1 protein-coding gene is annotated in these 1,463 nt (G+C 65.2%); it reads left to right on the top strand.

The genetic code is table 11. The annotated features are described in order from the left end of the window. The coding region (locus C8264_RS21905; RefSeq protein ID WP_108463104.1) for an IS91 family transposase at positions 1 to 1,164 on the top strand (1,164 nt) is incomplete at its 5' end. Between the last annotated feature and the right edge of the window lie 299 nt (positions 1,165 to 1,463).

Raw genomic sequence — 1,463 nt, 5'->3', positions numbered from 1 at the left:
GCCGGTCCCGCCTATCGCGCTACCCATGCCGGGCACCTGAGCCTTCCTCAACTCAAGGTCATGTCGGCGATCGAGAGCTGTCGCAGTGCAGCTCTGGGCGGTCACGTCGAAGCCTGTTCCGACTGCGGGCATCGGCGGATCGCCTACAACTCCTGCCGCAACCGGCACTGCCCGCGCTGCCAGGGCGCCGCGGCACGCACCTGGCTCGAAGCCCAGCAGGCCAATCTCCTGCCGGTTGGGTACTTCCATGTCGTCTTCACGCTGCCGGCCGAGGTCGCCGACATCGCCTTCCACAACAAGGGGCTGGTCTATGACCTGCTGTTCAAGGCAGCATCGCAGACCATGCTGACGATAGCGGCAGATCCAAAGCATCTGGGCGCCCGCATCGGCATCACCGCCGTGCTGCACACCTGGGGCTCGGCCATGACCCACCATCCGCACATCCACATGATCGTGCCCGGTGGTGGCATCACACCGGATGGACGCTGGATCTCGTCGCGACCAGCCTTCCTGCTGCCGGTGCGGGTGTTGGGCGCGCTGTTCCGGCGTCTGTTCCTCACCCGGCTACTGGAGCTTCATGACGCCAGGCGGCTCGTCTTCTTCGGCAAGATAGCAGAGCTCAGCGACCGCCGGACCTTCGTCCGTCACCTTGCACCGGTCCGCAAGAAGCGTTGGGTCGTGTATGCCAAAGCGCCCTTTGCCGGGCCTGAAGCCGTCCTCGCCTATCTCTCGCGCTACACCCATCGCGTGGCGATCTCGAACAGTCGCCTGCTCGGACTTGATGGGAATGAGGTCACCTTCCGCTACAAGAACTATCGCCGCAGCGGCGCCGAGCGGCAGCAGATCATGACCCTGGCCGCCGACGAGTTCATTCGCCGCTTCCTGATCCACGTTCTGCCGCGTGGCTTTCATCGCATCCGGCACTACGGCCTGCTCGCTAGCTCCGCCCGCAAGGATTGTCTCGCCCAGGCCCGCGACATGCTGGGGATGACGCCACCGCCGGACGAACCCGCGGCCGAGGAGACTGCCCCGGACCAACGCACGCCTTGTCCCTGCTGCGGCGGCACCATGGTGATCATCGAGACCTTTGCTGCGTGGTGCCAGCCCCGCGCGCCGCCGACCGCGAGACCACCAGTCCGGGAGACCCTTCATGACCCGGCATGATCCGCTCGATCAATCGGTCGCGCCACGTCGCGGGCCGACAGGATGGTTCGTGCCAGGCGCTCCAGCGACCATCGTCATGCACGCCAATCTCATCAACTCCGTCGTCGCTGAGCCTCAAATGCTGCGCGGACGACATCCACCTGGCCAACTCGCCACGCCATATACGGCAGTTTGCGACCGGCACTTGACCAGGCCAAATCCGAAAACCCCATAGCGCAGCGTGTGCGGACCGCGGGTTCCTGCATGGGTGGCTTTGCGACGCCAAGCGGCATCCCAAACCCTTCACCTTTCCGGCCGTT

The sequence above is a fragment of the Devosia naphthalenivorans genome, from assembly GCF_003056355.1.
Classification (GTDB): domain Bacteria; phylum Pseudomonadota; class Alphaproteobacteria; order Rhizobiales; family Devosiaceae; genus Devosia; species Devosia naphthalenivorans.
Note: the sequence above shows the minus strand (reverse complement) of the source record. Positions and strands in the feature narration are given on the sequence as shown.